17 protein-coding genes are annotated in these 25,408 nt (G+C 62.2%); 6 read left to right on the top strand and 11 right to left on the bottom strand.

All coding sequences use genetic code 11. The features are described 5' to 3' along the window. Nucleotides 1-11 precede the first annotated feature (11 nt). Nucleotides 12-3,401 (top strand): mechanosensitive channel MscK, encoded by a 3,390-nt coding sequence (mscK, locus tag AO388_RS17460; RefSeq protein WP_003432039.1) that lies wholly within the window; start codon nucleotides 12-14, stop codon nucleotides 3,399-3,401. Nucleotides 3,402-3,451: 50 nt separating this feature from the next. On the opposite strand, the gene AO388_RS17455 is transcribed toward mscK, so the two are convergent. From AO388_RS17455 to AO388_RS17435, 5 genes are read right to left on the bottom strand one after another with little or no spacing between them, the layout of a single operon-like run. Continuing rightward, nucleotides 3,452-5,185, bottom strand: a complete 1,734-nt coding sequence (locus AO388_RS17455; protein ID WP_058416810.1) for an acetyl/propionyl/methylcrotonyl-CoA carboxylase subunit alpha — start codon at nucleotides 5,183-5,185, stop codon at nucleotides 3,452-3,454. Next, nucleotides 5,182-6,786 (bottom strand): 5-oxoprolinase/urea amidolyase family protein, encoded by a 1,605-nt coding sequence (locus AO388_RS17450; RefSeq protein WP_054081282.1) that lies wholly within the window; start codon nucleotides 6,784-6,786, stop codon nucleotides 5,182-5,184. Before AO388_RS17450 ends, AO388_RS17455 begins: the two co-directional genes overlap by 4 nt. A 9-nt stretch (nucleotides 6,787-6,795) precedes the next feature. Next, on the bottom strand, nucleotides 6,796-7,590 hold the full coding sequence (locus tag AO388_RS17445) for a putative hydro-lyase (protein ID WP_003366165.1): 795 nt from the start codon (nucleotides 7,588-7,590) through the stop codon (nucleotides 6,796-6,798). 2 nt (nucleotides 7,591-7,592) lie between these two features. Then, on the bottom strand, nucleotides 7,593-8,357 hold the full coding sequence (locus AO388_RS17440; RefSeq protein WP_003366163.1) for a LamB/YcsF family protein: 765 nt from the start codon (nucleotides 8,355-8,357) through the stop codon (nucleotides 7,593-7,595). Between the two features lie 15 nt (nucleotides 8,358-8,372). Next, complete coding sequence (locus AO388_RS17435; RefSeq protein WP_002551747.1) at nucleotides 8,373-9,605, bottom strand: NRAMP family divalent metal transporter; 1,233 nt, start codon at nucleotides 9,603-9,605, stop codon at nucleotides 8,373-8,375. Nucleotides 9,606-9,858: 253 nt separating this feature from the next. Here AO388_RS17435 and AO388_RS17430 point away from each other — a divergent pair, with 253 nt between their 5' ends. Together AO388_RS17430 and selO are read left to right on the top strand one after the other, a co-directional pair. Continuing rightward, nucleotides 9,859-10,524: a GntR family transcriptional regulator gene (locus AO388_RS17430; protein WP_005778794.1), complete on the top strand. Its 666-nt coding sequence runs from the start codon at nucleotides 9,859-9,861 to the stop codon at nucleotides 10,522-10,524. A 138-nt stretch (nucleotides 10,525-10,662) separates the two neighbouring features. Continuing rightward, the gene (gene selO / locus AO388_RS17425; protein WP_058416809.1) at nucleotides 10,663-12,126 is read left to right on the top strand and encodes a protein adenylyltransferase SelO; all 1,464 of its coding nucleotides are present in this window, start codon (nucleotides 10,663-10,665) and stop codon (nucleotides 12,124-12,126) included. A 387-nt stretch (nucleotides 12,127-12,513) separates the two neighbouring features. On the opposite strand, the gene AO388_RS17420 is transcribed toward selO, so the two are convergent. Genes AO388_RS17420 through pilG form a run of 6 tightly spaced genes read right to left on the bottom strand, consistent with a single transcriptional unit; the run spans nucleotide 12,514 to nucleotide 22,475 of the window. Further along, on the bottom strand, nucleotides 12,514-12,984 hold the full coding sequence (locus AO388_RS17420; RefSeq protein WP_002551743.1) for a chemotaxis protein CheW: 471 nt from the start codon (nucleotides 12,982-12,984) through the stop codon (nucleotides 12,514-12,516). Next, nucleotides 12,977-18,958, bottom strand: coding sequence for an Hpt domain-containing protein (locus tag AO388_RS17415; RefSeq protein ID WP_058416808.1), 5,982 nt, complete (start codon nucleotides 18,956-18,958; stop codon nucleotides 12,977-12,979). The genes AO388_RS17420 and AO388_RS17415 overlap by 8 nt, the downstream gene beginning before the upstream one ends. A 47-nt stretch (nucleotides 18,959-19,005) precedes the next feature. After that, entirely contained in the window at nucleotides 19,006-21,048 is a 2,043-nt protein-coding gene (locus AO388_RS17410; RefSeq protein WP_032609251.1) for a methyl-accepting chemotaxis protein, read from the bottom strand. 50 nt (nucleotides 21,049-21,098) lie between these two features. After that, a complete protein-coding gene (locus AO388_RS17405; protein WP_003432055.1) occupies nucleotides 21,099-21,638 on the bottom strand; it encodes a chemotaxis protein CheW in 540 nt (179 codons plus the stop codon). Between the two features lie 14 nt (nucleotides 21,639-21,652). Beyond that, nucleotides 21,653-22,018, bottom strand: coding sequence for a twitching motility response regulator PilH (gene pilH, locus AO388_RS17400; RefSeq protein ID WP_003316741.1), 366 nt, complete (start codon nucleotides 22,016-22,018; stop codon nucleotides 21,653-21,655). A gap of 46 nt (nucleotides 22,019-22,064) precedes the next feature. Continuing rightward, nucleotides 22,065-22,475: a twitching motility response regulator PilG gene (pilG, locus tag AO388_RS17395; RefSeq protein ID WP_003366149.1), complete on the bottom strand. Its 411-nt coding sequence runs from the start codon at nucleotides 22,473-22,475 to the stop codon at nucleotides 22,065-22,067. 254 nt (nucleotides 22,476-22,729) lie between these two features. Between pilG and gshB the strand changes: the two genes are divergently transcribed. From gshB to AO388_RS17380, 3 genes are all read left to right on the top strand, one after another. Then, nucleotides 22,730-23,689, top strand: a complete 960-nt coding sequence (gshB, locus tag AO388_RS17390; protein ID WP_003316740.1) for a glutathione synthase — start codon at nucleotides 22,730-22,732, stop codon at nucleotides 23,687-23,689. A gap of 166 nt (nucleotides 23,690-23,855) precedes the next feature. Further along, nucleotides 23,856-24,758 carry an energy transducer TonB gene (locus AO388_RS17385; protein WP_032609252.1) on the top strand — a complete coding sequence of 301 codons (903 nt, stop codon included), beginning with the start codon at nucleotides 23,856-23,858 and terminating at the stop codon, nucleotides 24,756-24,758. Between the two features lie 75 nt (nucleotides 24,759-24,833). Then, on the top strand, nucleotides 24,834-25,406 hold the full coding sequence (locus tag AO388_RS17380) for a YqgE/AlgH family protein (RefSeq protein WP_003366147.1): 573 nt from the start codon (nucleotides 24,834-24,836) through the stop codon (nucleotides 25,404-25,406). Nucleotides 25,407-25,408 lie beyond the last annotated feature (2 nt).

The following is a 25,408-nucleotide window of genomic DNA, read 5'->3' as shown; positions in this document are numbered from 1 at the left end:
GACCGGTGTCTATGTTTTCCCTGCGTTCCTTTTGTGCTGCCGCACTGTTTGCGCTCTGCCTGTCTTCTTTCCCGGCGCTCGCCGCCGACCCGCCCAGCAGCGACGCTGTTCAGCAAAGCCTCGACAAGATTGCCGACCGCAAGCTGCCTGACGCCGAGCAAAAGGCACTGCAGCAGGTCCTCGAGCAGACACTGGCGTTTCTGAACAGCAAGCAGGACAGCGAGCAGAAGCTCGAAGCGCTCAAACAGCAGCTCGCCCAGGCGCCAAAACAGACTTCGGAAAACCAGCGTGAACTGGCCCGCCTGAAAGAAAGCAAAGTGGTGCCCGTGGCCCAGCGCTATGGCGGCCTCGACGTGCCGCAGCTGGAGCAACTGCTCAGTCAGCGCAGCACCCAGCAGAGTGATCTGCAGAGCGAACTCAACGACGCCAACAGTCTGGCCATTACCGCGCAGACCCGGCCTGAGCGCGCCCAGACTGAAATCAGCGCCAATCAGACGCGCATTCAGCAGATCAACGCCATCCTCAAGAATGGCAAGGACAACGGCAAGACCCTGAGCGCCGACCAGCGCAACCTGCTCAATGCAGAGCTGGCCTCGATCAACGCCCTCAACCTGCTGCGCCGTCAGGAACTGGCCGGCAACAGCCAGTTGCAGGACCTGGGCAACAGCCAGCACGACTTGCTGACCGAGAAGGTGGCGCGTCAGGAGCAGGAAATTCAGGACCTGCAGACCCTGATCAACGACAAGCGTCGTGCCCAGTCGCAAAAAACGGTCGCCGATCTGTCTCTGGAAGCGCAAAAGTCCGGTGGCAGCAGCCTGCTGGCGACCGAAAGCGCCGCCAACCTCAAGCTGTCGGACTACCTGTTGCGCGGCACCGATCGCCTCAACGAGCTGACCCAGCAGAACCTCAAGACCAAGCAGCAACTGGACAACCTGACCCAGACCGATCAAGCCCTCAGCGAGCAGATCAACGTGCTGAGCGGCAGCCTGCTGCTGTCCAAGATTCTCTACAAGCAGAAGCAGGCGTTGCCGCATCTGGAGCTGGACAAGGGGCTGGCCGACGAAATCGCCAACATTCGTCTGTATCAGTTCGACATCAACCAGCAACGCGAACAGATGAGCACGCCAACCGCTTACGTCGAAAAGCTCCTGGCTACCCAGCCGCCTGAAAACGTCACCCCGCAACTGCGCCGGACGCTGCTGGACCTGGCCATCACTCGCAGTGACTTGCTTGAGCGCCTCAATCGCGAGCTGAGCGCGTTGCTCAACGAGTCCATCACGCTACAGCTGAACCAGAAGCAGCTGACCAGTACCGCTCAGGGGCTGCGCGCCACACTCGACGAGCAGATGTTCTGGATCCCCAGCAACAAGCCGCTGGACGTGGAATGGTTTCAGAATATCTGGCCGCGCCTGCAAAAGCAGGTCGCCACCCTGCCCTGGACGTCCAGCCTCAGCGAACTGTCAGACGGCCTGACCCAGCGACCGCTGCTGTTCCTCCCCTTGCTGCTGTTGATCGGCATACTGACCTGGAGGCGCAAGGCGCTGTATCAGAAGCTCAATCGCCTGCACGCCGACATCGGTCACTTCAAACGTGACAGTCAATGGAAGACGCCGCTGGCACTGCTGATCAACGTGCTGCTGGCCATGCCCGTCGCGCTGGGGCTGGCGCTGTGCGGCTACGCGCTGCAGATCGACGCCCGCGGTCAAAACGCCAACCTCGGCGAGGCCTTGCTGCAGATCGCCCTCGCCTGGCTGGTGTTCTACACCGCCTACCGCGTGCTCGCCCCGTCAGGTGTTGCGCAACTGCACTTCCGCTGGGAAACGGCGCAGGTCGAATTCCTGCGTGGCTGGGTGCGACGCCTGGGGCTGGTCGTTCTGGCCCTGGTGGCGGTGGTGGCCGTTGCTGAACACCAGCCTGCCGCACTGGCCGACGACGTGCTGGGGATCGGCGTGGTGCTGACCTGTTACGCCCTGATGACCTGGCTGCTCGGTCGCCTGCTGATCTCAAGCCCCACGCATCACAATGCCTCACTGTTCCGCAAAACCGTCGGCGTGGTGTTCACGGCATTGCCGGTCGCGCTCTTCCTGGCGGTTTGCTTTGGCTACTACTACACCGCGCTCAAGCTCAGCGACCGTCTGATCGACACTCTGTACCTGATGATGATCTGGCTGATGGTCGAGGCGACGTTCGTCCGCGGCCTGAGCGTGGCCGCCCGGCGTCTGGCCTATCAGCGCGCGCTGGCCAAGCGTCAGGCAGCCAGAGAAAACGGCGACAGCGACATTCCGGTCGAAGAACCCAAGCTGGACATCGAACAGGTCAACCAGCAGTCGCTGCGCCTGATTCGCCTGGCCCTGCTGGCCGGATTCGTCGGCGCGCTGTACCTGGTCTGGGCCGAGCTGATCACTGTGTTCGCCTATCTCGATAACATCATTCTCTACGAATACACCAGCGGCACCGGTGCCAACATGAGCATGGTGCCGATCAGCCTGAGCGACTTCCTCGGCGCTGGGGTGATCATCGTCATCACCTTCGTGCTCGCCGGCAACCTGCCCGGCCTGCTGGAAGTGCTGGTGCTGTCACGCATGAACCTCGCGCAAGGCAGTGCCTACGCGACAACCACGCTGCTGTCGTACACCATCGCCGGTGTCGGCTTCGTGACCACGCTGTCGACGCTGGGCGTGAGCTGGGACAAATTGCAGTGGCTGGTCGCAGCGCTGTCGGTGGGTCTGGGCTTCGGCATGCAGGAAATCTTCGCCAACTTCATCTCCGGCATCATGATCCTCTTCGAACGTCCGGTGCGGATCGGCGACACCATCACCATCGGCGCTCTGTCGGGGACGGTCAGCAAGATCCGCATCCGTGCCACGACCATCACCGACTTCGACCGCAAGGACATCATCGTCCCGAACAAGACTTTCATCACCGGCCAGCTCATCAACTGGTCGCTGACCGACACCGTTACCCGCGTAACCCTCAAGCTGGGCGTGGATTACGGCTCGGACCTGGACCTGGTACGCTCCCTGCTGCTGCAAGCCGCCCGGGAAAACCCTCGGGTGCTCAAGGAACCAGAGCCGATCGTCTACTTCCTGAACTTCGGCGAAAGTACCCTCGACCACGAACTGCGCATGCACGTACGCGACCTGGGCGACCGCAACCCGGTACTCGACGAGATCAACCGCTTCATCAATCGCGAGTTCAAGAAGCAGCACATCAACATCTCGTTCCGCCAGATGGAGATCTACCTCAAGAACACCCAGGGCCTGGAATACAAACTGGTGCCCGCAGAGCCAAGCGACAAGGGCAATGCGCCGACCGGAAAAACCACCCTGCAGCCGGTGAACACTACCGTAACCCCGGCGACCAAGGATGCGCCCGAGCCGCCGGAGTTGCGGCTGGATTGAGAATACTGACAGTGGGTGTCGACCGCGGTCGACACCCACCAGCAATCAAATCAGGCCTCAACCCGCCCAATCACCACCTTCGCCTCCAGATACCCCCCAGGCTCCTTGCTGATCTGCACAGTTCCGGCACACGGTGCCAGTATCGATGTTTCCATCTTCATCGCCTCCATGATGGCGATCACCTGTCCCTTCTCTACCGTCGCACCGTCTTCAACCGCCCAGGCATGCAGGTTGCCCGCGACCGGCGTCAGTACTGCGTGCGGGTCCGGGGCGTCGGCAGCTGGCTGGCTGGCGTCAGCCGGTGCGGCAGCGTTCAGGCTCATGCCGGCCAGCAGCGCAGCAGGCAGGCCCAGTTCGTGGCGTTTGCCGTCGATTTCAACGAAGGTGCGCAGCACGCCCGGGTCGGCCGGTTCTGCGTTGCGCGGGGCGATGGTGACGTGCTCGGCGAAGTCGGTTTCGATCCAGCGGGTGTGGACGGCAAAGGTATTGGCCGCCGTGAAGTCGTCATGGTCCATGACCGCCCGATGGAACGGCAGCACGGTGGCCACGCCTTCCACCTTGAACTCGGCCAACGCACGGCGGGCGCGGCTGATGGCCTGTTCGCGGGTTGCGCCGGTGACGATCAGCTTGGCGATCATCGAGTCGAAGTTCGGTGAGACCCGTGAGCCTTCCGTCACGCCGGTGTCCAGACGCACGCCCGGGCCGGATGGCGGCTGGAATACCGCGATAGACCCCGGCGTCGGCAGAAAGCCGTTGCCCGCGTCTTCGGCATTGATGCGGAATTCAAAGCTGTGGCCGCGCGGCACAGGTGTACCGTCGAACGACAGCGGCAGGCCGTCGGCGACGCGAAGTTGTTCGATGACCAGATCCACACCGCTGGTTTCTTCCGTCACCGGGTGTTCGACCTGCAAGCGCGTGTTGACCTCCAGGAACGACAGGGTGCCATCACCGCTGAGCAGGAACTCCACTGTACCGGCACCGACATAGCCCGCTTCGGCGCAGACCGCGCGGGCCGACTCATGAATGCGCTGACGCAGCTCGTCGGTCAGGTAAGGGGCCGGGGCTTCCTCGATCAGCTTCTGGTTGCGACGCTGCAACGAGCAATCCCGGGTGCCGACCACAACCACCCGGCCATGCCGGTCGGCGATGATCTGCGCTTCAATGTGCCGTGGGCGGTCCAGAAAGCGTTCGACGAAGCACTCGCCACGACCGAACGCGGTCACCGCTTCACGCACCGCAGACTCGTACAACTCGCTGACTTCATCGAGCTTCCAGGCGACTTTCAGGCCGCGACCACCGCCGCCAAAGGCTGCCTTGATGGCAATCGGCAGGCCGTGCTGCTCGGCAAACGCGACCACCTCGGAGGCATCGTTCACCGGGTCTTCAGTACCGGCCACCAGCGGTGCGCCGACTTTCAGGGCTATACGCCGCGCCTGGACCTTGTCACCCAGTGCGTCGATGGTCGCAGGATCGGGGCCGATCCAGATCAGACCGGCATCGATCACAGCGCGGGCGAATTCGGCGCGCTCCGAGAGAAAGCCGTAGCCGGGGTGAACCGCGTCGGCACCGGCACGAGCGGCAACCGCCAGCAGCTTTTCGATATTCAGGTAGGTGTCGGTCGGGCGCTCGCCCTGCAACCCATAGGCTTCATCGGCCTGACGCACGTGCAGCGCGTCGATATCGGCATCGGCGTACACCGCCACCGAGGCGACTCCATAGTCACGGCAGGCACGGGCAATACGAACGGCAATTTCGCCACGATTGGCAATCAGAACCTTTTTCATCTGTTCTTGGTCTCGTCTGAAGTGGCGGGGCGCACTGGCTCGAAGGCGCTCAGCGGATTGAAGCGAATGCGGGCATTGACCGGAATCTGCCCGGCCTTGTCGAGGTGGTAAGTGGCGACTGCGCCGATGACCGGGTAACCGCCGGTCAACGGGTGATCGGCCAGAAACAGCACCGGCTGGCCACTGGGCGGCACCTGAATGGCGCCGACCGTGGTGCCCTCACTGGGCAACTCGCCATCGACGGCACGTTGCAGCGATTGCTCGCCCGCCAGGCGAATACCGATACGGTTGGATTGCGGCGTGACCCGCCAGGTCTGTTGCGCCAGCAGTTGCTGGGCTTCGGCGCTGAACCAGTCACTGCGCGGGCCCATGACCACATCCAGGGTGATGACCTCATCGCTACGCGGCATCTCGAAGGCCGGTTGTTCGGCAGTCGATACTGAAAGGCCGCCAGTTCTGCGCGTGAAGCCCAGCCGGTCACCCGCTGCCAGCGCGGCGGGCCCAACCTGGGCCAGCGTGTCAGTGGACAGGCTGCCAAGCACCGGCTCATGAATGAAACCGCCACGAACCGCCAGATAATTGCGCAGACCGGCGCTGGGCGAACCGATGCTCACCTGATCGCCGCTCTGCAAAGCCAGCGGTGCATACAACGGCGCCTGCAGCTTTTGTCCTTCGGCGGTCAGCACCTCGACGCTGACCTGGGCCCCGGTAATCGCCACAACAGTCTGCCCCTGACAGGTGAAGGTCAGCCCGCCCATGAGAATTTCCAGGCACGCCGTCGCCGGATCGTTGCCCACCGCGCGGTTGGCAGCACGCAAGGCGCCGCGATCCAGCGCGCCCGATGCGGACACACCCTGCCCTGCCCGACCTGGACGACCCAGGTCCTGAAACAGGGTCTGCAGACCTGGCGTTACGATCTGCAGATAGTCCTCGTTGACCGTCGTCGCCTGCGGCCGGACAGGTGCGGCAACCTGCACACGGGTCTCCGGGAGCGGACCGGCATCCTGGAAACGCACGCGGTAGCCGGGCTGAAGCAAGGCGGGCTCGTCGCGGCCCAGATCCCACATGGTTGAGGGGGTCACCCCGATGATCTGCCAGCCGCCGGGGCTGGCCTGTGGATAAATGCCACTGAAACCACCGGCCAGCGCCACTGCGCCAGCCGGAATACGCGTGCGCGGCGTGCTGCGTCGTGGGACCACGAAGCCGGCGCCGCCGCTGAGGTAGGCAAAACCGGGCGCAAAGCCGCAGAACGCAACGTTGTAGTCGCTGCCGGTGTGGCGCTTGATCACTTCCTCGACGCTGATGCCCAGCTCTCGGGCGACATCGGCCAGGTCTTCGCCGTTGTAATGCACAGGTATTTCGATCAGTTTGCCCGCCTCGCGTGCCTTGCCACGAATGTCCCGCGAGGCGATCTGTGTGGCGAGGGCTTCGAAGCCGATGGCGGCTGGTCGAAAATGCACCAGCAACGTCCGGGCAGCCGGAACGATTTCCTCCACGCCAGCGATGGGCATCTGCTGTAACGATTCGAACAGGGCCAGGGTCTCGTCCAGATTCGACAGTTCAACCAGGAGTGCATCCAGGTTGGCCGGGTAGAAACGCATGAGCCTCTCCTATACGTGGTAGTAGCTGTCCGGAATATCGGTAATGAACATGTGGCCCGGCGCATGAGAAATCGCAAACGGCACACGGGACGCCATGACCACCGCCTGCGGGGTCACACCGCAGGCCCAGAACACCGGAATCTCGCCGGGCCTGATCGTCACCGCATCACCAAAGTCAGGGTTCGCCAGGTCGTCGATGCCGAGCAGTCCAGGCTCGCCGACGTGTACCGGCGCGCCGTGCACACCGGGATAGCGCCCGGTGATGCGCGCCGCTTCGGCCACCCGGTCCGCCGCGATCGGGCGCATCGACACCACCATGTTGCCCTGCAGGCGGCCGGCCGGGCGGCAGATCCGGTTGCTGCGGTACATCGGCACATTGCAGCCTTCGCTGATGTGGCGCACATCGATGCCGGCGTGCATCAGGTCGGTTTCGAAGGTGAAACTGCAGCCGATCAGAAAGCTGACCAGATCAGTGTGCTGCGCCCAGATGTGGCTCACATCACTCAGCTCTTCGGCCAGTTGCCCATCGCGCCAGACCCGGTACAGCGGCAGGTCGGTGCGCAGATCAGCCTGTTCGGCCAACAGCGTGGTGTGGCTGCCGGGCTCGGTCACATCCAGCACCGGGCAGGCTTGCGGGTTGCGCTGCGCGAACAGCAGAAAGTCATACGCCCATTCACGCGGCAGCGTGATCATGTTGCACTGGGTCAGACCGGGCGCTTCGCCGGCGGTCGGCGCGACGAATCCCTGGCGATAACGGGCACGGGCGGCGCTGGCTGCCTCGCGGGCGAGTTGCAGTGAATTCATGATCAACCTCGATTGAATGCGCGGACAGTGACGCCTGCATCGTGCAAACGGTTTTTCAGGATGCGGGCGATGTTCACCGCGCCCGGGCTGTCGCCATGCACGCAGATCGAATCGGCCTGCAGGCTGATTTCGCGGCCGTCTTCAGCCTCAATGATGCCTTCGCGCACCAGGCGCAGCATGCGTTCGGCGATCAGTTCGGCGTCGTGCAGCACGGCACCGGGCCGCGAGCGCGAGACCAGCGTGCCTTCAGCGGTATAGGCGCGGTCGGCGAACGCTTCGGCGACGCAGGAAAGCCCGGCGTCGCGTGCCCAGTCGAGCAGCGGGGAATTAGCCAGGCACACCAGCTTCAACGCGGGGTCAATACGCAGCAGCGCCTGAATGACTGCCGCGGCCTGACGCTGATCACCGGCAATGGTGTTGTACAGCGCGCCGTGAGGCTTGACGTAGCTCACGCGGGTCCCGGCGCTGCGGGCCAGGCCCTGAAGCGCGCCGATCTGATAAATGACGTCGGCGGTCAGTTGGTCGCTCGGGATGTCCATGTTGCGGCGGCCAAACCCTACCAGGTCCGGGTAGGCCACATGCGCGCCGATGGCAACGCCCCGGGCCGCAGCGGCCTCAAGGGTGCGCAGGATTCCGGCCGGGTCACCGGCATGGAAGCCGCAGGCCACATTGGCGCTGCTGACCACATCGAGAATCGCCTCGTCGTCGCCCATGCTCCAGGCGCCGAAGCTTTCACCGAGATCACTGTTGAGGTCTATTGCAGGCATTTTTATTCTCCGAAATCAGGCTGCATTGATGAAGGCAAAGATGGCTCCCGCCGATTTGAACGCCATGTACCACGACAGCAGACAGGTCAGCACGCCCAGCACCAATAGCCAGCGCGGGTAGTGGTAGCCGTCCATCATGTCGGACCGGCGCCAGCCGACGTACATGAAAATGCTCAGGCCCAGTGGCAGGATCAAACCGTTGAAGCCCCCGGCAAAGACCAGCAGCGCGGCCGGTGGTTTGCCCCACATGACGTATACGACCACGGTGATCAGGATAAAGCCGACAGTTGCCAGGTTGCGCACGCGCTCGGTGATGCGTTTGGAAAATACCGTGATGAACGACATCGAAGTATAGGACGCGCCGATCACGCTGCTGATGCCGGCCGCCCAGAGCACCAGGCCGAACATGATCAGGCCGAAGTTGCCAGCGGCAGCGGTGAACGCCTGGGCCGCAGGGTTTGCGCCCTGGCCGGATACATCGATGACGACGCCGCTGGCGACCACGCCGAGGATCGCCAGAAACAGTATGTAACGGACAACCCCGGTGACCAGAATACCGGTCAGCGCCGCCTTGGACACGACATCGATGTTCTCGACCCCGACGGTGCCGCGATCCAGCAAGCGGTGAGCACCGGCGTAAGTGATATAGCCACCGACCGTGCCGCCGACAATGGTGGTGATGGCCGCGAAATCGACCATGTCCGGCAGGATCGTCTGGCGCAGGGCCTCGCCCAGCGGCGGATGCGAGGCAAAGGCGGCGAAGAGGATCAGGCAGACCTTCAGAGTGCCCAGCACCATCATGATGCGGTCCATGGCAATGCCGGCGCGGTGCGATGAGAAAATCGCGATGGCGATCAGCGCGCTCAAGGCGCCCCCCCATTTGGGGTCAAGACCGGTCAACGCATTCAAGCCCAGGCCCGCACCGGCGATGTTGCCCAGACTGAACACCAGGCCGCCGAAGATGACCAGTACGGCGAGCAGATAACCGCTGCCCGGGATCGCTGCGTTGGCCAGATCGGCCGCGCGCATTCTGGTCAGCGTCACGATGCGCCAGACATTCAACTGCACCACGAAGTCGATCAGGATCGAGGCCAGAATGCCGAAGGCGAACGCCGCTCCCAGAGTCGCGGTGAACGTGGCTGTCTGGGTCAGAAAACCAGGACCGATGGCAGACGTCGCCATCATGAAGATCGCAGCGATCAAAGAGGCGCGGCGCGCCTTGGTGAACTCATTGGCAGTCTGTGTCACGGCGGCATTCCTGAGATGAGGGGTATTCTGCCAGAGCAATGACCATGCCAAAGGTCATTCAAACGCGCCAAGTTGTAGATCCATAAAGATAATATTGTTGAACAATGTAGGTGATATGAATCAACCATGTGCACCATGTTGTTACGCGAGGACTCAGATGTGCTACCTGATGAAGCATATTCTGACCTTCGTCCTTGCCAGCCAATGAGCTGTCGTGGAATATCGACCTGGCTTTTCTTTCTCTGGACCCTTTATGAACGACGCTGCTTCTGCCCTCCCTCGTACCCTCGGAGAATCGATCACCACTGAGCTTCGCAGAATGCTGGTCGAGGGCGAGCTGGTACCCGGTCAGCGCCTCTCGGAAGCCGCGCTGGCCGAGAGTCTGGATATTTCCCGTAACACCCTCAGAGAAGCCTTCAGAGTGCTGACCCGCGAAGGACTGCTGACCCACGAACCCAATCGAGGGGTCACCGTGGCCAAGCCTGATATGGCTTCAATCATCGATATCTACCGAATTCGGCGCTTCATCGAATGCGGGGCGATTGCCCAGGCTTATCCACAGCATCCCGGTGTGCTGCACATGCGCAATGCGGTCGAGGCCGGCGTGCAGGCGCGTGAGGCCAAGGACTGGATTGCCGTGGGCACCGCCAACATGATGTTTCACAAGGCCATCGTCGAGCTGTCCGACAGCCCGCGACTGGCGGCGTTTTATGCGCAGATATCAGCAGAGTTGCGCCTGGCCTTCGGGCTGCTCAACGACCCGGAGCTGCTGCATTCGCCCTATCTGGACATGAATGCAGCGGTACTCGGGCGCCTTGACGCAGGCAAGACCGATGAGGCGACGCGCATGCTCGAGGATTATCTGGTGCAATCGGAACGAACGATTCTGGCCGCCTTCGAGCGAAGCCGGAACCGGTAGTCCGGGCGCAGGCCCGATCACCAGAACTACCACCCAGGGACCCGGTCTACGTGTTCTGACCGTTGCAACACGCCCGACGAGCCAGGCAGGCCGCCGCTTCGTTGAAAGCCTGAAATTCCCCTCTGGAGGCGATACGCTTTGAAAGCACTCGACGAACTCACTTTCGACAACCGCTTTGCCCGCCTGGGCGATGCGTTCTCCACTTCCGTGCTGCCTGAACCCATCGATGCGCCGCAGCTTGTGGTTGCCAGCCAGTCAGCGCTGGCACTGCTGGACCTGGCGCCTGAACAGGCCGATCTGCCGCTGTTCGCGGAAATCTTCAGCGGCCACAAGCTGTGGTCCGAGGCAGAGCCGCGGGCAATGGTGTATTCCGGGCATCAGTTTGGCTCCTACAACCCGCGCCTGGGCGACGGTCGCGGGCTGTTGCTAGGCGAGGTGTACAGCGACGCTGGCGAGCACTGGGACCTGCACCTCAAGGGCGCAGGCCGCACACCGTATTCACGGATGGGTGACGGGCGCGCCGTACTGCGCTCGTCGATCCGCGAGTTTCTGGCCTCCGAAGCCCTGCACGCGCTGGGCATCCCCAGCAGCCGCGCGGGGTGTGTGGTCAGCTCCAGCACGCCGGTGTGGCGCGAAACCCAGGAACATGCAGCCATGGTGCTGCGTCTGGCGCAGAGCCATGTGCGCTTCGGCAGTCTGGAATACTTTTTCTACACCAAACAGCCAGAGCAGTTGAAGACCCTCGCCGAGCATGTGCTGACGATGCATTACCCGCACTGCCAGGAGCAGCCTGAGCCGTATCTGGCGATGTTCCGGGAAATCGTCGAGCGCAACGCCGAGCTGATTGCCAAGTGGCAGGCCTACGGCTTCTGTCATGGCGTGATGAACACCGACAACATGTCGATTCTGGGCATTACCTTCGATTTCGGACCGTTCGCGTTTCTGGACGATTTCGATGAGCACTTCATCTGCAACCATTCCGATCACGAAGGTCGCTACTCCTTCAGCAATCAGGTGCCTATCGCGCAATGGAACCTCAGCGCGCTGGCACAGGCGCTGACCCCGTTCATCAGCGTGGAAGCGTTGCGCGAGGCCATCAGTTTGTTCCTGCCGCTGTATCAGGCGCACTACCTGGACCTGATGCGCCGCCGACTGGGCCTGACCGTTGCCCAGGAGCAGGACGAACAACTGGTCAGTCAGTTGCTGAAGCTGATGCAGAACAGTGGCGTGGATTACACCCTGTTCTTCCGCCGCCTGGGTGACCAGCCAGCCGCCGGGGCGTTGCGCACGTTGCGTGACGACTTTGTCGATATCAAGGGCTTCGATGCCTGGGCAGAAGCGTATCAGACGCGTATTGCCGTCGAGGACAACGGCACCGAGCAGGAGCGTCAAACCCGCATGCATGCGGTCAATCCGCTGTACATCCTGCGCAACTACCTGGCGCAGAACGCCATCGCCGCAGCGGAAAAAGGCGACTACGAAGAAGTCCGCCGCCTGCATCAGGTGCTCTGCACACCCTTCACCGAACAGCCCGGCATGCAAGGCTACGCCCAACGCCCGCCGGACTGGGGCAAGCACCTGGAAATCAGCTGTTCGTCGTGAGGCGTTTGTCCTCTATCGTGCCCATGCTGGAGCGTGAGGAACGACCATCCTGTAACTATCGAGCGGCGCTCCGCGTCGCATGCCGTTCTGGACGCTCCGCGTCCTATCCGGAATGTGCGGTGCGGCACAGATCTGTGACGCGGAGCGTCACGCACGGCATTCCCACGCTGGAGCGTGCGGAACGATCATCACACTATCGTGCGGCGCTCCGCGTCGCATGCCGTTCTGGACGCTCCGCGTCCTATCCGGAATGTGCGGTGCGGCACAGATCTGTGACGCGGAGCGTCACGCACGGCATTCCCACGCTGGAGCGTGCGGAACGATCATCACACTATCGTGCGGCGCTCCGCGTCGCATGCCGTTCTGGACGCTCCGCGTCCTCTTTACCTATGACAGCCCTGCATCCACCAGCCATTGCTCCAGGCCTTCGAGGTCGGGAATGCGGGCTACGGTTTCGCCGATCTGTACGGCGGCCAGCTCCAGTTCGGCCAGCGGAACGTCGACGTAGCTCAACTGGCTGTCGACCTTGCACGAGCGCGGGATGCCCTGGGTCAGCAGGGCGATGAACCTGACATCGTTGCGTCCGCCCAGTGCGTTGAGCACCACGATCCGGGCTCGACCGCCGACACGGGTGCGGCCTCCGCAGGCGGCTTCGAAGCTGAGCAGTGGCAAGGTCAGTTCGCGCCAGCTGATCGGTCCCAGGTACCACTCAGGGGCGCCCGGCTCTGCGCTGCAATCCTGGTAATCGATCAACTCGGCGACCGCGACGTTAGGCAGCAGCAGATGCCGGTCACTCAACGGCAGCAGCAGGCCGGTCAGACTGGTCAGCCGGCTGGTCTGGAACGTGCCTTCAGACATGCGCCTGGCTCCAGTAAGCGATGCTCTCCAGCAACACGGTTTCCTGATAGGGCTTGCTCAGGTACTCGTTGACGCCCACCGCCATCGCCCGATCGCGATGCTTCTGGCCCGAGCGAGAGGTGATCATGATGATAGGCAGTTCCTTGAGCTGTTCGTCCTGGCGGATCTGGCTGGCCACTTCAAAGCCGTCCATACGCGGCATTTCGATATCGAGCAGCATGATGTCAGGCGTGTGCTCCTGCAACAGGGTCATGGCATCGACACCGTCCTTGGCAGTCAGTACGTGCATGCCGTGGCGCTCCAGCAAGCGGCTGGTGACTTTGCGCACCGTCACCGAATCGTCCACCACCATCACCAGCAACGGTCTGGCGTGCTCGGCTTCGTGGTAGGCAGGTGCCAACCCTCTGAAAGGCAAGCCCTGCAAGGTACGGATCTGCGCCATCAGATCGAGAATCAGCACCACGCGGCCGTCACCCAGAATGGTCGCACCGGAAATGCCCTGCACCCTTGAGAACTGCGTACCAAGGCTCTTGACCACGATCTCGCGCGAGCCTGCCAGCGCATCGACCTGCACCGCCACCCACTGATCCTGCAGATGCACCAGCAACACCGGCAGCGGCTGCAATTGCCCGGCCAGTCTGGGCGGGCTGCTGCCCAGCAACTCGCCCAGATAGCGCAACTCGTAACTGCGTCCGCCATATTGATAGCGCGGCGGGGTGGTCTGGTAATAGCCGTCCAGCTCATTGGCCATGACACGCACGATGCCATCGACTGTATTGAGCGGTACCGCATACTGTTCTTCGCCGCACGTCACCATCAACGCCCGGTTGACCGACACCGAAATCGGCAGCCGGATACGGAAGCGCGTGCCCTTGCCCGGCACCGAGTCGATGACCATGGAACCGCCCAGTTGCTTGACCTCGGCGTGCACCACATCCATGCCCACACCACGGCCGGAAATCTGGGTGATGATCTCGCTGGTGGAAAACCCCGCCTGCAGAATGAACGGCAACACTTCATGGTCGGACAGATCGGCATCCGGGTGGATCATGCCGCGCTTGATGGCCTTGCGACGTACTGCAGCGAGGTCAACGCCAGAGCCATCATCGCTCAGTTCGATGACCATATCGCCGCCTTCGTACATCAGTTCCAGACTGATATGGCCCTGCTCCGGCTTGCCGGCGGCGATGCGTTTTTCGGTGCTTTCAAGCCCGTGATCGACGGCGTTGCGCAGCATGTGCTCAAGAGGCGCGACCATTCGCTCCAGCACGTTGCGGTCCATTTCACCGTCGGCATTGCCCACTTCGAAATGGACTTTCTTGTGCAGTTCCGACGCCACTTGGCGCACCACACGACGCAGGCGTGGCACCAATCGCTCGAACGGCACCATGCGCGTACGCATCAGGCCTTCCTGGAGCTGGGTGTTGACCCTGGCCTGTTGCGACAGCAGCGTTTCTGCGTCGCGGGCGCGCGCACCGAGGGTTTCCTTGAGGTCCATCAGGTCGGACGCCGATTCGAACAAAGCGCGCGACAGTTGCTGTAACTGCGAATGACGGTCCATTTCCAGCGGGTCGAACTCTTCGTAACCCAGCCGCTCGGCCTGGACCTGCTCCCGGCTAAGGATGCGCCCCTGGGTTTCCATATCGAGACGACGCAATTGGTCGCGCATCCGCTCGATGGTGGTTTCCATCTCGACCAGAGCGATCTGAGAATCAATGATCTGCTGTTCGATGCGTCCACGGAAGATGGATGTTTCGCCGGCCAGGTTGACCAGGTCTTCCAGTTGCTCGGCAGGCACCTTGACCATTTCCGGGCCGCTGCGCTCGGCCTCCCCTTCGGCGACCGGGGCCACGGCGACGACTGACTCCGGACTGACTTCCGGGTCCTGCGCAGCCAGCGGTGCGCCCACCGGCTCATCGGTGGCCAGCCTGCGAATGCTCTCAATCAGCAAGGTGGCATCAGGCAACGGTTTTTCATTGCGCACGGCATCGAGCATGTCGGCCAGCACATCCTGACCGCTCTGCAACAGGCCGATCATCAACGGCGCGGGCTGCAGACTTCCGGTGGAAAGCCCCTCGTAAAGCGTCTCCAGCTCGTGAGCGAGGTCGCCTATCGGAGCGATTTCCACCATCCGCGCGCCGCCCTTGAGGGTGTGCAGGTCGCGCAGCAGGTTTTCGACTTCCAGCATGTTATGCGGATCGGCCTGCCAGCGGGCCAATGCCGCGCCGGAGCTTTCCATGATGTCGAAACCTTCCTCGAGGAAGACTTCACGCAGCTCGGTGTCATGTTCGGGAAGATCTTCATTGGCCAGCGGCGAGGCCTGCACCTCGGGCCCGGTGCTCTCGAGCGTGCGGCAGCTGCGCAGTGCTTCGATCAAGGCCGAAGGGTCGCTGAGCGCTTCCTGCCGATACAGTTGCTCGAGCAGAATCGCCAGATGGTCGTGGCTCTCGTGCAGCAGCTCGGCCAGCGTCGGCGAATGGTTGAAGCGCCGGTCGATCAAGCCTTCGTAGAGGTTTTCCAGTTCGTGGGCCAGATCGCCCACCTCGCCCACCTCAGCCATCCGCGCACCGCCCTTGAGGGTGTGCAGGTCACGCTGCAACGAGGCCAGCGGCGCAGGGTTTTCTGGGTCGGCCAGCCAGCGCTGCAACGCTTGACCGGCACTGTCGAGGATATCGACGGCTTCCTCCAGAAATATCTCGACGATTTCGTCGTCCGGACCGGCAACGTCAGTGTCAGTGTGCCCGGCCTCGTTGGCCAGTTGCTCGGTGGCGGCGTTGAGCTCGGTAACGCTCAACGTGCGATGGCCGTCGCTCTTGACCAGCCCGGTCGCCGACGGGTCAAGCGCCTGATCCAGCAACTGGTTCAAGGCACGCACGCATTCGGGACGCGGCTCGACATCCTGGCCGGCAGCCACCTGATCAAGCATGTTGATCAGCGCTTCGTGAGCATTTTCTGCCACATCGAAAAACCGTTCGCTGACCGCCAGACTGCTTTCTTCGACCGCCCCGTAGAGGTCGAGCAAGGCTTCGCACAGTTCATCGACCTGCGGCAGGTCGGCCAGATGCGCGCCGTGACCGAGGGTGGTCAGCTCATCGAGCAGCGCGCTCAGTTCCTGACGTTCGCCGGGGTGCTGCCGCCAGCGCCGCAGGAGGTTTTCCGCATCCAGCACGATGTCCATGCCTTCAGCCAGAAAACTGGCGAGCAGCGTGGGGTTGCGCTTGATCCGCAGGCCGCTGTCCGACTCGCGCAGCACCACGGTGAGGCGCTCGTTGAGCATCGCCAGGGCGGCCTCGATCAGCGGCGCGGCACCCGGAATATCGGCCAGCGGCGTGCTGTCGAGTTGCTCGAGGCCCTTGTGCAGCAACGGCTCGGCGCGGCGCAGCAGGACGAGTTCCGGTGAGCCGATATCGATGAGGTTGGCCTTGTATTCACGCACCAGTTGATCGAGCGGGCTGGCCAGTTCGGCAATCGGCAGCACCCCGGCCATGTGCGCGCTGCCCTTGAGCGTATGCAGCGCACGCAGCACCGCGTCGCTGATCGCCGGCGACGCTGATTGTTCGGCGTTGTCGAGGAAGCGACCGAGGGTGTTCAGATGGCCGAGCGCTTCCTGACGGAAAATCTCCAGCAACTGTGGATCGAGCGCTTCGGCGGCAACAGGCTCGCCTGCCTCATGATCATCCGCGACCGGCAGCGTCGGCAGCTCCAGCCCATTGGCCAACGCATGGGCACGGGCCGCCAACAGGTCGACATCGTTACGCTGGCACTGTGCATCTTCGGCAAAGTCGCGGATGACCGACGGCAGCAGCGCCTGCACTTCGCTCATCAATTGCTGCACTTCGAGGCCCGGCAGTACGTCGCCTTCCAGCACCCGGTTGAGCAGGTTTTCCACCGCCCAGGCCAGTTCGCTGAGGATCAGTGCACGCACCATCCGGCCGCTGCCCTTGAGCGTATGAAACGCACGGCGTACCTCGGTCAGCGCCGTGCTGTCCCAATGGCCGTCGCTGCCAAGCGAGGTGAACCAGCGCGGCAGGTACTCGCGCAGCGCGTCGAGCACCTCGTCAGCCTCTTCGAGAAACACATCGCGCAACTCGTCGTCCACCGCCTCTTCTCCGGCCGCGGGCGGCAACAGGCTGGTGGGTACGTTACGGGCGGGAGGGTTGACGGCCGAGACCGGGCTGGCGAGGACCTGGGCAATGGTCTGCGTGGGGCTGACCAGCGCCTTGCGGTCATCCAGCTCCAGCAACTCGTCCTGAGTGATGATCTCTTCGAGCAACGGTACTTCGAGAGTGTCCGCAGCGGGCGTATAGCCCAGCCGTGCCAGGCTTTGCTGGGCCATGTCGAGCACCTGGTCGCCCGGCGCCTGATGGTCTTCGAGCATGCGCTCCAGGTAATACTCGATGCCGGTGATGGTGTCGGCCAGGCAATCGAGCTGAACCCAGGTGGGACGGGTTTCGTCCACCAGCAGGTGTTCCTGAATGTATTCGTTACAAGCGGCCAACAGGCTGGCAGCACGGGCCAGCGGGATCATCGCCAGCGCACCCCGTACCTGCACGATCAGCGCGCACAGCGGATCGAGCCGCTGCCGGTCCCACTCGCCGTCGATGTAATCGAGGATCACGTCCTTGGCCTGCTGCAACACCGTGCGGGCTTCGCGAATCACCAGTTGATGAATCTGCGTCAGGTCGGTAGTCGGCAGGCGGCTTTCCTCGCGGCTGACCTGCTCGTGACTGCCGGCCATGCCGGCAAGGGTCGATTCGACGTAGAGCAAGGCACCCGCGACATCCATCAGCGCAGCGTCGCTGGGCTCGCGCTGCCCCTGCGCCAGACCGAGCACCACAGACAACTGATCGATGATCACCTTGCGCGGCTGGCCGAAACCCAGCACCGCCAGGGTATCGGCAATCTGCCGCAACGGCGGCAGCAACGCGTTGAGCTCGCTGACATGCTGACGGTCGCCGCGCACGAACACGTCGAGCCGCTCCTTGACCCTGACCAGCCCTTCACACAAGGCCACGATCACCGAACGCATGGCGTCACGGTCCGGACCGGCCATGCGGGCGCGCTCTTCATTGACCACATCGTTGCCGGGCAAGGCATCGGCCAGCGCGTACTGGTCCTTGAGGTCGAGCATCTTCGGCGCCAGGCTGTCGGACTTGGCGATATAGAACAGCAGGCTTTTCAACAGCTCTTCGGGGGCGGGCTGGTTGATGCCGGTGACGCCCTGCTCGGCCAGACGCTTGAGTTCCTTGTCGGCGTCCTTCAGCAGACTGCGCAGCGCCGGGCTGTTGGTGAAGTTGCCGTTGAGCATGGTTTCGACCAGTGCCGAGGCGATCCGCCAGAGCGCACCGAGCGGCGCGTCTTCGCACAACTGTTCAAGCCGGGCAAACACCTTGGCCATGTAGCCGAGCTGGGTCTGCACACCCTGCTCACGCATCAGGCCGGCCAGCGCCGCCTGCAGGGTCTGGCGCAACTTGCGCAGCAGGTTGGGCAATTCCGGGGTATTGCGCCGCGCCAGCTCCTCGTCATCAAGCGGCGGCACGACGACCAGTTGCGGGGCGAACAGGCTGGTTTCCGAGAGCAGACTTTCGCCCCGCGCACTGCGCAGGTCATTGAGCAATGGCAAGACCACCAGCGGCAGGTCGCGGCGCGCGGAATGAATGCGCTCCAGGTAAACCGGCAACTGGCTCATGGCCTGGATCAACAGTTGCTCGGACTCGATCGGATGGCTGACGCGGTTCTGCTGGACCGCCAGCGCCAGTTGCTCGATTTCCTCGGCCAGCAACGCGGCGCCGTAGAACTCGATCATCTGCAGGCTGCCGTGAACCTGATGCACCAGGTTCAGGCACTCGGCCATCGCTGCAGCGTTGGTCGGGTCTTCGATGAACGGGTCCAGCGCCTGTCGGGCCTGGCGCAGCGTTTCGGCGATCTCGCCCTTCAGCCACTCAAGAGCTACGTAATCGTGACGATCAGCCATGACGAGTACCGTCCGTTACCCAATCAAGGTTGTTCATGTGCGGTACATCATCCGGCTTTCTTCGATGACGGCAGGGCAAAGCCCGATACCGAGCGCCGCATTTCGCTGGCCATTTTCGCCAGGTTGCCGATGCTTTCGGCGGTGGCCGATGTGCCCGAGGTGGTCTGCGAAGTGGTCTGCTGAATGACGGTCATGATCTGCGAAATCTGCCCGGCAGACTCGGCCTGTTGGTGGGCGGCATCGGTGATACTTTCGATCAGCTCGGCCAGCACTCTGGACACCCCTTCGATTTCGCCCAGCGCCACCCCGGCGTCCTGCGCCAGCCGGGCACCGCGCACCACTTCGCTGGTGGTCTGCTCCATGGAGATAACCGCCTCGTTGGTGTCGTTCTGGATGGCCCGGACCAGCGTTTCGATCTGCTTGGTCGCAGACGACGAACGCTCGGCCAGCCGTTGTACTTCGTCGGCTACCACGGCAAACCCTCGTCCGGCATCGCCGGCCATCGACGCCTGAATGGCGGCGTTGAGGGCCAGAATATTGGTCTGGTCGGCAATGTCGTCGATCAGGCTGACGATGTCGCCAATCTCCTGTGACGACTCGCCCAGACGCTTGATGCGCTTGGAGGTGTCCTGAATCTGCTCGCGAATGTTGTCCATGCCATGAATGGTGTTTTGCACCACCTCGTTGCCTTTATTGGCTATCGTCACGGAGCGCTCCGCCACGGCCGAGGACTCCGAGGCATTGGTCGAAACCTGATCGATGGACGCCGCCATGTCGTTGATCGCTGTCGACGCCGCACTGATCTGCAACGCCTGGTGCTCTGAAGCAGCCGACAATTGCATGGCCGTCGCCTGGGTTTCGGTCACCGCAGCCGCCACCTGCTCGGCAGTCAGGTTGATGGTCACCACCAGCTCGCGCAACTGGTCGATGGAGTAATTGATGGAGTCGGCAATCGCCCCGGTGAAGTCCTCGGTCACCGAGGCCGTGACCGTCAGGTCGCCATCGGCGAGGTTCTCGATCTCGTCCAGCAGACGCATGATCGCCGTCTGGTTGCGTTCGCTCTTCTGCGCAGTTTCGCGCAACTGGCGATTGGTCTCGCGCACCATGACCAGACCGATGAGGATGATCGACGCCAGCGCCAGCAAGCCCAGCACATAGCCGCCGACGGTGTTCATGGTGCGGCGCTTGGCAAGGTTTTCCAGGCTGTTGGCGAGTACCGAGGTTTCATCCAGCAGGGTCTGTGAGGTGTTGAAGATGTTGCCCGAGGCCTCGCGCACCTGATACAGCTCGGGCGAGGTTTCGAGAATCTCGTCCACCGAGCCGGAGACGAATTCGAACAGCTCGGCGATCTCTGCCAGCCGCGCGCGCGCATCGCGGTCCTCGACCTGGGATATGCGCAGCGTGGCGTTGCCCTCCAGCATGCCGTTGAGCACACGACCAAACTGGCTGGCATCGCGACCAAAGGCGTCGGCGGCCTGCACAGCCGTTTCATCACCGGCCAGCACGGTGTTGACCGAGCCGAGAATTCGTTCTGCGAGCAGCGCCTGGCGTTGCGCAACCACCACCTGTGCGGCGGGCGCACGGCTTTGCAGCAGGCTCTCGACGACTTTCTCGTATTCGGCCTGCAATTGCGGAATGGTTTCGGCCAGCGTTGCCGCCACCTGATGCAGCGACAGAACGGTCTGTTCGCTGGCCAGAATCACGTCGGTGCTCTTGCGCAGCCCTTCCCAGTCACGTTGCACGGTGCGCAATTCGTCGCGTATCAGGTCGGGGGCCGCAGGCAAGCCGGTGGCCGGGTCGCCCTTTCTCAGATAGCCCCAGCGCACGTCGAAATCATTGCGCGCATCGGCCAGCAACTTGAACGCCTGGGTTTTGCCGGCAGCCGCTTCGGTGGCGTTTTTCGCGATGCGTTGCGACAGGACGCGCAGCTCACCGGCATGCCCGATGTACTGTTTGTCGTAGTTGGACTGAGTGTTGAGGTAAGCGAAGTTGGCGAACAGCAACATGATGAAAACGATAAGCGCCACGAACAGCAGAATAATCTGCGTCCGGCTTCTTGCGCCTTCCCTTGACCGGTCTGTACTACTCATTAATCAGGCCCCCGCCTGGATCAATTGTGAAACACACCAGGCCCGACATGCTAGGAAGCCAGGTCCATGAACTCCGCAGACTGCACCAGCGCCCACGGGCTGAAGATCTGCCACGCCTGTTCGCGGATAAACTGCCCGCGCAGGAACGGCACCATACGCTGATCCATGTCCTGCGGGGTCTGGGGTATGAGGCTCAACTGACTGAAACGTTGCATGCCGAACACTTCATCGACCAGCAGACCGGCAAATACATCATGGTGCTCGACCACCAGCACGCGTCGCTGTTTGCGCACCGGCACCAGTTCGTGGCCGAAAAACCCGCACAGATCCATGAGTGGCAACAAGCGACCGCGCAGGTTGGCGATACCGGCCACCCAGAACTTCACACCGGGCATTACCGCATGATGGGGTTCGTGAAGGATTTCGGCGATCTCGCCGATCGGCGCTACAAACCGTTGCTCGCCCATGCGAAAGCCGATACCGACCCAGTCCTGCTGATGGGCTTCCTGCAGCGGCAGGCCCGCCGCCAGCGAACGACAGCGTCGATCCATATCCAGAAGCAGTTCAAAAGCGGTGCGCGGCTCGGCCATGGCGATTCCGGCAATCAGCCGGCCAACACCGCATTCAGGGTTTTCATCAGGGTTTCTTCGTCCACCGGCTTGGTCAGGTAATCGCGTGCGCCCTGACGTTTGCCCCAGACCTTGTCGGTCTCCTGATCCTTGGTGGTAATCATGATCACCGGGATCATGCTGGTGTCGGCATCCTTGGTCAGCTGACGCGTGGCCTGAAAGCCGTTGAGCCCCGGCATGACGATGTCCATCAGCACGGCATCGGGCTTTTCCTGACGGGCCAGGGCCACGCCATCAGCGCCGTTTTCGGCCTTGAGCACTTCATGACCGTGCTTTTCCAGCATGCCGGTGAGTTTGTACATTTCAGTCGGCGAGTCATCGACGATCAATATTCGAGCCATGGGTGTTCCCCGTCAGATTACGAGCGCGCTACATCAGGCGCGGGCGTCATGGTATGTGTTGTTCTGCTGCAACGAAGCCCGGCACATGAGCCTTGATCGCGCTGAGCAGTTCTTCCTTGCTGAAAGGCTTGGTCAAAAACTGATCGGAACCGACAATCCGCCCCTTGGCCTTGTCGAACAGGCCGTCCTTGGAGGACAGCATGATGACCGGCGTCGACTTGAATGCCCGGTTGTTCTTGATCAGCGCGCAGGTCTGATAACCGTCCAGACGCGGCATCATGATATCGACGAATATGATTCGCGGGTGGTTATCGGCAATCTTGGCCAGCGCGTCGAAACCGTCTATCGCAGTGATGACTTCACAGCCTGCGTTCTTGAGCAGTGTTTCGGCGGTGCGGCGGATGGTCTTCGAATCATCGATGACCATGACTTTCAGGGCGGAGGCGTGTTGTTCCATAGCTGCTCTTCCATCGCCGCAGCGAATTTTTGCGCATTCTGCGAGGCACTGGGAGCCTGACGGTATCGCTTCGTTGACCCACTGGGACCGAAGACCGGATGCCGAGCCTTTTTAGCACACTCTCCAGACGCAATCCATAAAGTGCACCTTGGCGCATCGCGGCAGGCCTGCCCCTTGACCGGGAGCAATCGGAGCGCCACCCTGATGCCAATTTTACGGCCGTTGCGGCCCTTACCGATCAGAGGATATTGCCCATGAGCGTTCGCCTAGGGATTGTCATGGACCCCATTGAGCGCATTTCCTATAAAAAGGACAGCTCGCTGGCCATGCTGCTTGCCGCCCAGGAACGCGGCTGGTCACTGTTCTATATGGAACAGAAAGACCTGTATCAGAACGCCGGCCAAGCCCGCGCACGCATGAAGCCGCTCAAGGTGTTTGCCGATCCGGCCAAGTGGTTCGAGTTCGAAGCCGAAGTCGACGCAGGTCTTGACGATCTGGACGTGATCCTGATGCGCAAGGATCCGCCGTTCGACATGGAGTTCGTCTACGCCACCTACCTGCTGGAGCAGGCCGAGCGTGCCGGCGTCCTGGTGGTCAACAAGCCGCAGAGCCTGCGTGACTGCAACGAGAAGCTGTTCGCCACGCTGTTCCCGCAGTGCACACCGCCGACACTGGTCAGTCGCCGCGCGGACATCATCCGTGAATTCGCCGAACAGCACGGCGACGTGATCCTCAAGCCGCTGGACGGCATGGGCGGTGCGTCGATCTTCCGCCATCGTGCGGGCGATCCGAACCTGTCAGTGATCCTCGAAACCCTGACCGCCCACGGCACGCAGCAAATCATGGCGCAGGGCTACCTGCCCGCCATCAAGGACGGCGACAAACGCATTCTGATGGTCGATGGCGAACCGGTCCCGTATTGCCTGGCGCGCATCCCGGCAGCCGGCGAAACGCGTGGCAATCTGGCGGCAGGCGGGCGTGGCGAGGCCCGTCCGTTGAGCGACAAGGACCGCTGGATCGCCGAACAGATCGGCCCGACCCTGCGTGAAAAAGGCCTGCTGTTCGTCGGCCTCGACGTGATCGGTGAGCACCTGACCGAAATCAACGTCACCAGCCCGACCTGCATCCGCGAGATCGACAACGCCTTCGGCACCAACATTGGTGGCCTGCTGATGGACGCGATCGAGAAGAAGCTGCAAGCACGCAAGGGCTGATCAGCCACTGACGCCGCCGGCCACGGTCAACACCGTGCGCCACGGCGTCAGATCGATTCCCTTCGTCCGATCCGCAGCAGAGCGGCGCGGCACATTGCGTTATCATGCGCCACCTGTAACACGACACGGATTTTGACATGCAGGCTGACGAGATGCTGAACCGCCAATGACATCCATGGCCAAAAACGACCTCCCCCTGGAACTCGCCAACGCCGGTGTGCGTCCTGCCGATCGCCTGGGCTTTACCATGATGATCGCGGCGCTGATTCACCTCGCGGTGATCCTTGGCGTGGGGTTCACCTATGTAAAGCCGGAGCAGATCTCGCAGACGCTGGAAATCACCCTGGCCACCTTCAAAAGCGAAGAAAAGCCCAAGCAGGCTGACTTTCTGGCGCAAGACGATCAGCAGGGCAGCGGCACCCTGGACAAGGCCGAAACGCTCAAGACCACTGAACTGGCGCCCTATCAAGACACCAAGGTCAACAAGGTCACGCCGCCCCCGGCCAGCAAGCCGGTGGTCAAACAGGAAGCGCCGAAGACCGCCGTCGCGACTACCGCGCCCAGCCAGCAGAAAACCGTTGCCAAACGCGATGAGGTCAAGCCCGAGCCCGCCACCAAGGCTGCACCGACCTTCGACAGCTCGGAACTGAGCAACGAAATCGCCAGCCTGGAAGCCGAACTGTCGACCGAACAGCAGCTTTACGCCAAGCGCCCGAAGATCCACCGTCTCAATGCGGCGTCGACCATGCGCGACAAAGGCGCCTGGTACAAGGATGACTGGCGCAAGAAGGTCGAGCGGGTCGGAAACCTGAACTATCCTGAGGAAGCACGACGCAAGCAGATCTACGGTAATTTGCGACTTCTTGTGTCAATCAATCGGGACGGCTCGTTGTATGAAGTGCTGGTGCTTGAATCTTCAGGGCAGCCTTTGCTGGATCAGGCCGCACAACGAATCGTGCGTCTGGCGGCGCCTTTTGCGCCGTTCACCGGCGATCTGGCGGATATTGATCGACTGGAGATCATCCGCACCTGGAAATTTGCACGCGGAGACAAGCTGTCAAGCAACTGAACTTTTTGCCCGCTGACGCTCGACACCCACACGTGTCAGTTGTCAGCCGCGCAAGGCAACGCCAAACTAGGGCTCATGAAAAAAGTCTCTCCGAGTTATCTCAAGCATCAGTTCCTCATCGCCATGCCTCACATGCACGATGAGAACTTTGCTCAGACCTTGACCTACATTGTCGAGCACAACGCCAATGGCGCCATGGGGCTGGTGATCAACCGCCCGCAAAGCCTGACCCTGGCCGATGTACTCGAACAACTGCGACCGGAGCTTCCGGCACCGAGACACTGCCAGGACATCGTCATTCATACCGGCGGGCCGGTGCAGACCGATCGCGGCTTTGTCCTGCATCCCAGCGGCCAGACCTTTCAGGCGACGGTCAATCTTCCGGGCGGAATTTCCTTGTCGACTTCTCAGGATGTGCTGTTCTCCATCGCCGATGGCTACGGACCTGATCAAAATGTGATCACCCTGGGTTATGCGGGATGGGATGCCGGTCAACTGGATGCTGAAATGGCCGACAATGCCTGGCTGACCTGTTCGTTCGACCCGGCCATCCTGTTCGATGTGGACAGCGAGCAGCGTCTGGACGCCGCCGCCAGACGTCTGGGCATCAATCTCAACCTGATCTCGACCCAGGCAGGGCACGCTTGATG

It is taken from the genome of Pseudomonas sp. ICMP 10191 (assembly GCF_001467335.1).
Taxonomy (GTDB): Bacteria; Pseudomonadota; Gammaproteobacteria; order Pseudomonadales; family Pseudomonadaceae; genus Aquipseudomonas; species Aquipseudomonas cerasi.
This window is presented reverse-complemented; position numbering and strand designations above follow the sequence as displayed.

Bases quoted from the DNA above. Each gene is read 5' to 3' on its own strand.
- AO388_RS17440 (WP_003366163.1), bottom strand. From the start codon at position 8,357: ATGCCTGCAATAGACCTCAACAGTGATCTCGGTGAAAGCTTCGGCGCC.
- pilG (WP_003366149.1), bottom strand. From the start codon at position 22,475: ATGGAACAACACGCCTCCGCCCTGAAAGTCATGGTCATCGATGATTCG.
- pilH (WP_003316741.1), bottom strand. From the start codon at position 22,018: ATGGCTCGAATATTGATCGTCGATGACTCGCCGACTGAAATGTACAAA.
- AO388_RS17380 (WP_003366147.1), top strand. From the start codon at position 24,834: ATGAAAAAAGTCTCTCCGAGTTATCTCAAGCATCAGTTCCTCATCGCC.
- AO388_RS17405 (WP_003432055.1), bottom strand. From the start codon at position 21,638: ATGGCCGAGCCGCGCACCGCTTTTGAACTGCTTCTGGATATGGATCGA.
- mscK (WP_003432039.1), top strand. From the start codon at position 12: ATGTTTTCCCTGCGTTCCTTTTGTGCTGCCGCACTGTTTGCGCTCTGC.
- AO388_RS17445 (WP_003366165.1), bottom strand. From the start codon at position 7,590: ATGAATTCACTGCAACTCGCCCGCGAGGCAGCCAGCGCCGCCCGTGCC.
- AO388_RS17410 (WP_032609251.1), bottom strand. From the start codon at position 21,048: ATGAGTAGTACAGACCGGTCAAGGGAAGGCGCAAGAAGCCGGACGCAG.
- AO388_RS17430 (WP_005778794.1), top strand. From the start codon at position 9,859: ATGAACGACGCTGCTTCTGCCCTCCCTCGTACCCTCGGAGAATCGATC.
- AO388_RS17450 (WP_054081282.1), bottom strand. From the start codon at position 6,786: ATGCGTTTCTACCCGGCCAACCTGGATGCACTCCTGGTTGAACTGTCG.
- gshB (WP_003316740.1), top strand. From the start codon at position 22,730: ATGAGCGTTCGCCTAGGGATTGTCATGGACCCCATTGAGCGCATTTCC.
- AO388_RS17455 (WP_058416810.1), bottom strand. From the start codon at position 5,185: ATGAAAAAGGTTCTGATTGCCAATCGTGGCGAAATTGCCGTTCGTATT.
- AO388_RS17420 (WP_002551743.1), bottom strand. From the start codon at position 12,984: ATGTCTGAAGGCACGTTCCAGACCAGCCGGCTGACCAGTCTGACCGGC.
- AO388_RS17415 (WP_058416808.1), bottom strand. From the start codon at position 18,958: ATGGCTGATCGTCACGATTACGTAGCTCTTGAGTGGCTGAAGGGCGAG.
- AO388_RS17385 (WP_032609252.1), top strand. From the start codon at position 23,856: ATGACATCCATGGCCAAAAACGACCTCCCCCTGGAACTCGCCAACGCC.